This is a genomic window from Rufibacter ruber, from assembly GCF_001647275.1.
Taxonomy (GTDB): Bacteria; Bacteroidota; Bacteroidia; order Cytophagales; family Hymenobacteraceae; genus Nibribacter; species Nibribacter ruber_C.
Genome location: NZ_LRMM01000125.1, coordinates 1 through 6,039 on the forward strand (window position 1 = coordinate 1; position 6,039 = coordinate 6,039).

The 6,039-nt window shown below is 54.1% G+C and carries 4 protein-coding genes; 1 reads left to right on the plus strand and 3 read right to left on the minus strand.

Annotated features, from left to right (window positions below):
- Positions 1–216: 216 nt before the first annotated feature.
- A complete protein-coding gene (locus A8O25_RS21825) occupies positions 217–588 on the minus strand; it encodes a hypothetical protein (RefSeq protein WP_153042872.1) in 372 nt (123 codons plus the stop codon).
- Positions 589–763: 175 nt separating this feature from the next.
- Positions 764–1,708, minus strand: a complete 945-nt coding sequence (locus A8O25_RS21830) for an EamA family transporter (protein WP_241499125.1) — start codon at positions 1,706–1,708, stop codon at positions 764–766.
- Between the two features lie 630 nt (positions 1,709–2,338).
- Here A8O25_RS21830 and A8O25_RS21840 point away from each other — a divergent pair.
- Positions 2,339–4,810, plus strand: a complete 2,472-nt coding sequence (locus A8O25_RS21840) for a bifunctional UDP-N-acetylmuramoyl-tripeptide:D-alanyl-D-alanine ligase/alanine racemase (RefSeq protein WP_066839710.1) — start codon at positions 2,339–2,341, stop codon at positions 4,808–4,810.
- A gap of 272 nt (positions 4,811–5,082) precedes the next feature.
- On the opposite strand, the gene A8O25_RS21845 is transcribed toward A8O25_RS21840, so the two are convergent.
- Positions 5,083–5,829: a Bax inhibitor-1/YccA family protein gene (locus A8O25_RS21845; RefSeq protein ID WP_066839711.1), complete on the minus strand. Its 747-nt coding sequence runs from the start codon at positions 5,827–5,829 to the stop codon at positions 5,083–5,085.
- Positions 5,830–6,039: the final 210 nt, after the last annotated feature.

Genomic DNA, 6,039 nt, shown 5'->3' on the forward strand with positions numbered 1-6,039 from the left:
TCGGCCTGTTTTCCAGAAAACAGGCGAAAACAGGAGTGCTTTAATTCATGGGCGTAACTTACCGCTACTACTCAAGTATGGTTGTTCCTTAAAAAGGGTTTCAAGCTGAATTACTTTCTATTGCATGCTTATGCACCTTCTGAAAAAGTGAACCCGCAGCCAGAAGCCGCGGGCTTACCTTTCAAACAACCCTCTATAAAAAACAGTTTATAGACATTACAAAGGCCTTACCGTGACCTTGGCCGTCTTGGCCGGGTGGGCTTCATTGGGGGCCACGGGATAAGGCTGTACCTCATGCAGGACAAGCAAGAACCTCTGGTTGCCCAAGGCTACCTCTACTGAGTCAGTGCCTCTGAACCCTCTGTTGTCCGGCGCTGGCAACGCTTCGCCCAGATACAGGCGTTGCGTGGCGCGGTTGCCGCTGCCGTCCTGCAGTTGCAGGGCCGCAACCGCTGAACCGTACCGCACGCACATGACATTCAAGGGGCACCGGCTGTCAGTAAGCTCCTGCAGCTTAAGGGTAACCCCATTGGCCTGGGTAGGTTGCTGTAGGGAAAGCACGGTGGGGGCAAGCGGTGCAGAAGCCATTTTCCCCTCCTGTGAAGGCAAAACCTCTGTTCGGGCGCAGCCCATTGCCACAAGTGCCAGCCCCAGAAGAGAAACGTGTCTTTTTTTCATCTGCAGAGAAACACAGCGGTGATGGCCGTGCTTACTGATATGAAGAGCCCTGAACCGAGCAGAAGGTTGCACCGCCTGCTAAAAATCACGAAGTTTTTAGAGCGGGTGTTTTCTTGCCAATAGGGAGGTTGTAGAGGATCACCGAAAGGAAAATCACAAAGTAGGCCAGAATCTTCTGCTGGCTGGCCACTTCGCCAAAATACAGGAAAGCCATGGTGAAGTTGATGATGGGGTTCAGGTACATGAGCACGCCCACGGTGGCAGACTTCAGCTCTTTGAGCGCGTAAAGGTTCAGGAACAGCGGCAGCACCGTAAACACCCAGCTCAGCAGCAGGATCTGCCCCGTGAAATGTGCCGTAACCGGCTGCGCCGACGCCCCCACAAACCACGGGTAGCTGGGCCCAATCACGGCAAACGCCAGCAGCAGCTGCAGCGTGAGCAGCACCATCTTGTCATACTCCTTGAGCAGCCGCTGCGTGATCAGGTAAAACGCATAGGAGGCGGCAATAAGCAAACTGAACAGCAGGTTGTACAGAGAATCTGTGCCCACCAGCAGGCAGCTCATGAGACTCAGCCCCACAGAAAGCCACTGGTTCACCCGCAGGTGTTCGCCCAGCAGCAGAAAGCCCAGCGCCGCCGTTAAGATGGGGCAAAGCAGGTAAGAAAAGGAGCCGGTCTGGATATCCACGTGGTTCACCACGTAAATAAAACTCAGCCAATTCACCGTCAAAAGCCCGCCGCCCAGAAAGGTGAACAGCAGAAAACGGTTCTTCTCTTTGCGTGTCTGGGTCTTGAGCAGCTGAAATGTCTCCTGCCACTGCTTGCGGCGGGTGCCCAAAGAAAGGGCCAGCAGCGTGACCACAGAGAACAGTATTCTGAAGTACAGAATCTGACTGCTGGGGAAAGCGGTCAACGCTTTCAGCGGAAAGGGAATGAATCCCCATATCAAAAAGGCGCTGATGGCAGCCCCGTGGTATCTGTTGAATTGCACGTCGGTGATTTTTAGGAGCGCAAAGGTACAGGAAGCCACGGTTCTTTCAGCAGCAAGCCCCTCACCAAAAGTAAACTACGTCTCCCGCATAACATTCCGGTGTATAGTTCTTCCGCAGGGAAATCACGTTTTTGGCCTATTTTTCTGAAAACAGAGCAAAAACGCGAAAAGCAGCGTCCCTTCTCCCCTAGGGAGAAGGTTAGGATGAGGGGAATACGGCTCAAGTGGCAAGTCAGTTGACAAAGCGAAGAAAGTCACGGATGTAACTTCCGCGCCATAAAATTTGCTTCGGCGTTGCCGAATTCTTTCCTGACTCTTTGCTGGCGCGAGTCTCCAGACTCGTGCGCGCTGTGGTTGGAGTCTCCAGACTCCCATTTATCTCCTTGCGGCTCCCGGCGAGTCTGGAGACTCGCAGCACTGTTCGTCACGAGACTGTAGTCTCGCGTTAGCAGAGTCAAAGAAATCTGTGCAATCCTCAAATCCACAAAATCCAGGTTCTGACCTCGTAGCGTCCGGAGGACCTGCGAGCGTCTGCGCCAATTTCCCGCTTCCGGCCTATTTTCCCCAAAACAGCCCCAAAACGCACCCACCGCCAACCACAGAATAAAACGCCACACGTATGGCGGTGTGCCGGTGAGTTGTATCTTTGGTAGACTTACCCACAACCGCATGTTTACCTTCAAAGAAATAGCCCAAGTAGCCGGGGGCATGCTAGCCCAATGCAAAGGCGAGTACCCTATCCAGCACCTGGTCACCGACAGCCGGAAAATCATCAGCGCGGCCGCCTCTATCTTCTTCGCCATCAAGGGCGAATTCCATGACGGGCACCAGTACCTGCCAGAGCTCTACCAGGCCGGTGTGCGGCAGTTTATTGTAGAAGATTCAGAGGCCATTATGGATCTGGCGCTCTACCCGGAGGCCAATGTGCTGCTGGTGAGTAACAGCATTGAAGCCATGCAGCGCATTGCGGCTTACCACAGAAGAAAATTCAACCTGCCGGTGGTTGGCATCACGGGCAGCAACGGCAAAACCATTGTGAAGGAGTGGCTGGCGCAGCTGCTGAGTGTGTCAGAGCGGGTGGTGAAAAGCCCCAGAAGTTACAATTCCCAGATTGGCGTGCCGCTCTCCGTGTGGCAGATCAATGAGAGCCACACGGTGGGGGTGTTTGAAGCCGGCATCTCCAAACCCCAGGAGATGGCCAAACTGGAGGAGGTGCTGCAGCCCACGGTGGGCGTGTTCACCAATCTGGGCTCGGCGCATGATGAGGGGTTTGCCACCAGGAACGAGAAACTGCAGGAAAAGCTGAAGCTCTTTGCCCATGTAGACAAGCTGGTGTACTGCGCAGATCAGGTGAACGTACATTACGCTGTTCAGAAACTGGGGCTGCCCAGCTTTACGTGGAGCAAAAATGAGCCCTCTGTGGCCGAGGTGCAGGTGAAGGTGCTGGAGATGCGGCAGCAGAAAACCAAGATCCGGTTACATTACCAGGGCCACGGCCAGGACCTGACCTTGCCTTTTTCAGACGAGGCCTCCTTAGAAAATGCGCTACACTGTTTAGCTACACTTTTATATCTGGGTGTGCCCGCTGAGCAGATGGCGGGCCGGTTTGAGCGGCTGGTGCCGGTGGCCATGCGGCTGGAGCGTAAAGAAGCCATCAACGGCTGCTACATCATTGATGACACCTATAACAATGACGTGGCCGGTCTGCGCATTGCCCTGGATGTGCTGGTGCACCAGGCCCGCCGCGGGCGGAAAACCCTGATTCTCTCTGACCTCTTAGAAGCCGGCATGGAAGAGGAGGCGCTCTACCGGCAGGTGGCGCAGGAGGTGAAAGCGCGGGGCGTTGACCGCGTCATTGGCATAGGCGACATCATCACCCGCCACCAGGACCTTTTTCCGCAAGGCAGCGAGTTCTATCTGGGCACTGATTCTTTTCTAGGCCAGTTAAGACCGGAGACATTCCGGCAGGAGACCATTCTGGTGAAAGGGGCGCGGGTGTTCCAGTTTGAGAAGGTGGTGGCCGCGCTGCAGCAGCAGGTGCACGGCACGCTACTGGAGGTAAACCTGGACGCGCTGGTGCACAACCTCAACTACTACCGCGGCAAAGTGCCTGCCCAGACCAGGATCATGGTCATGGTGAAAGCCTTCGCCTATGGCGCGGGTTCCTATGAGATTGCCAACCTGCTCCAGTTCCACCGGGTAGATTACCTGGCTGTGGCGTACGCCGATGAAGGCGTAACCCTGCGCGAACATGGCATCACGCTGCCCATCATGGTCATGAACCCCAGCCCCGACAGCTTCCTGAAAATGCAGCAGTATGGCTTAGAACCCGAGATTTATTCCCCTGATTTGCTGCACCGGTTTCTGGACTATTTTCCTGAAAAGAGCCCTAAAACGCCCAAGATCCACCTCAAGCTGGACACGGGCATGCACCGCCTCGGTTTTGATGCCACTGAGCTAGACGAAGCCTTAGACGTTCTGGCGCAAATGCCGCATGTGCAGGTGCAAAGCGTGTTCAGCCATCTGGCTGGCGCCGATGAGGCCTTATACAATGATTTTTCGCGGGCGCAGATCAGGCAGTTCACGCAGATGGCCTCCAAGGTTGAACAGGCCTTGGGTTACACGGTCACCAAGCATATTCTTAACTCGGCGGGCATTGTGCGGTTTGGCGAAGAAGCGGCCTTTGACATGGTGCGGTTGGGCATTGGCCTGTACGGCGTAGAATCCAGCGGAAGCGACCAGAGCAGTCTCCTGACCGTGGGCCAGCTCAAAACCACGGTTTCTCAGGTAAAGCAGATCAACGCTGGAGACACCGTGGGCTACAGCCGTCGCGGCGTGGCCACCACAGACAAACAGACCGCCACCATTGCCATTGGCTACGCCGATGGCTATGACCGCCGCTTTGGGAACGGGGTGGGCGAGGTGCTCATCAACGGCCACCGTGCGCCCATCATAGGCAACGTGTGCATGGACATGTGCATGGTAGATGTGACCGGTCTGGATGTGCGCGCCGGAGATGAGGTGCTGGTGTTTGGAGAGGGCTTGCCGTTGACAGAACTGGCAGCGCGCATAGGCACTATTCCGTATGAGCTGCTCACCAACGTGAGTACGCGGGTGAAGCGGGTGTTTTACAACGAGTAAAAACGTTTCTGTTTTCGGGCTGTTTTTCTAAAAACACGCCGAAAACAGAAACAAAGAAGCCTCAGCAAAACTGAGGCTTCTTTGTTTTAACTTGATTACTTTGGTTTCTTAATGCAGTTGGGCACTTGCTGGCCGTCTTTTTCTTTCATGCCTGCCTGTTTATAGCCTTTCCAGCAGGGATCTTCTTTCTTCTGGGCTTTCTTTTCCTTCGGCATAATTTCCTCAGTAGGTGATGAGGAGTGTACGCCGCTGAGTCAAAGCAGTTAGAAATTTTATCTCCGGTTTAGTTTAGACAGCAACCGCAGAATTTCAATATATAGCCAAATCAGGGTTACAATTAATCCGAAGGCGGCATACCATTCCATGTATTTGGGCGCGCCGTATTCCACACCGGTCTCAATGGTGTCAAAATCCAGGATCAGGTTCATGGCGGCAATGATCACCACCAATACACTAAAGATAATGCCGGCTGTACCGCTGCTGTGGATCAACGCCATCTCTACGCCAAACAGCATGAGCACCCAAGACAGCATGTAATAACAGAAAATCCCGAAGGTGGCGGTGATAATAATAGACTTGAAGCGTGCGGTGGCTCTAATCACGCGGGTGCTGTACAGCAGGAGCATACCGCCAAATACGGTTAAGGTGAGCAGCATGGCCTGGTTGGCAATACCGGGGTAGCTCATTTCCAGAATGCCGGATACACCACCCAGGAACAGGCCCTGCAATGCACAGTAAACAGGGGCAATGTAGGCCGCCAGGTGCTTCTTGAAAGTGATCAGGAACGCCAGCGCCACGCCAATCAGAGGAATAGCGATCAGATAGGGAATAGGCACGCCGATGTACAGGAACAGATCCCAGGCGAACACCGCAAACACCAGCACAATCCCGAACAGCAGCGCTGACTTGGCAATGGTGCCGTTCAGGGTCATGGTCTGGCCGGCCAGAACTTCAGAAGAAGCCAGTTCGGCAAACGCCTTCTCTTTGAGGGCGGGGTTGTTAGAAGAGAACAGTGACATGTGTTTCTAGTTTTATTCAGAGGAAAATTAGGCAATAATTCTGAACCGCGCAACTGGGGTCTTGGCAGGGTGCATTGCTGTGCTACGTTCTGCTGAGCGGTTTGTCTGGAATGGCAACTAAGCGCTTGAACCTGTCATTGGTAGGCATCCTTTTTTGGCCATTCCTGTTTTTGGCCTGTTTTCCGGAAAACAGGCAAAAACAGAACGGGG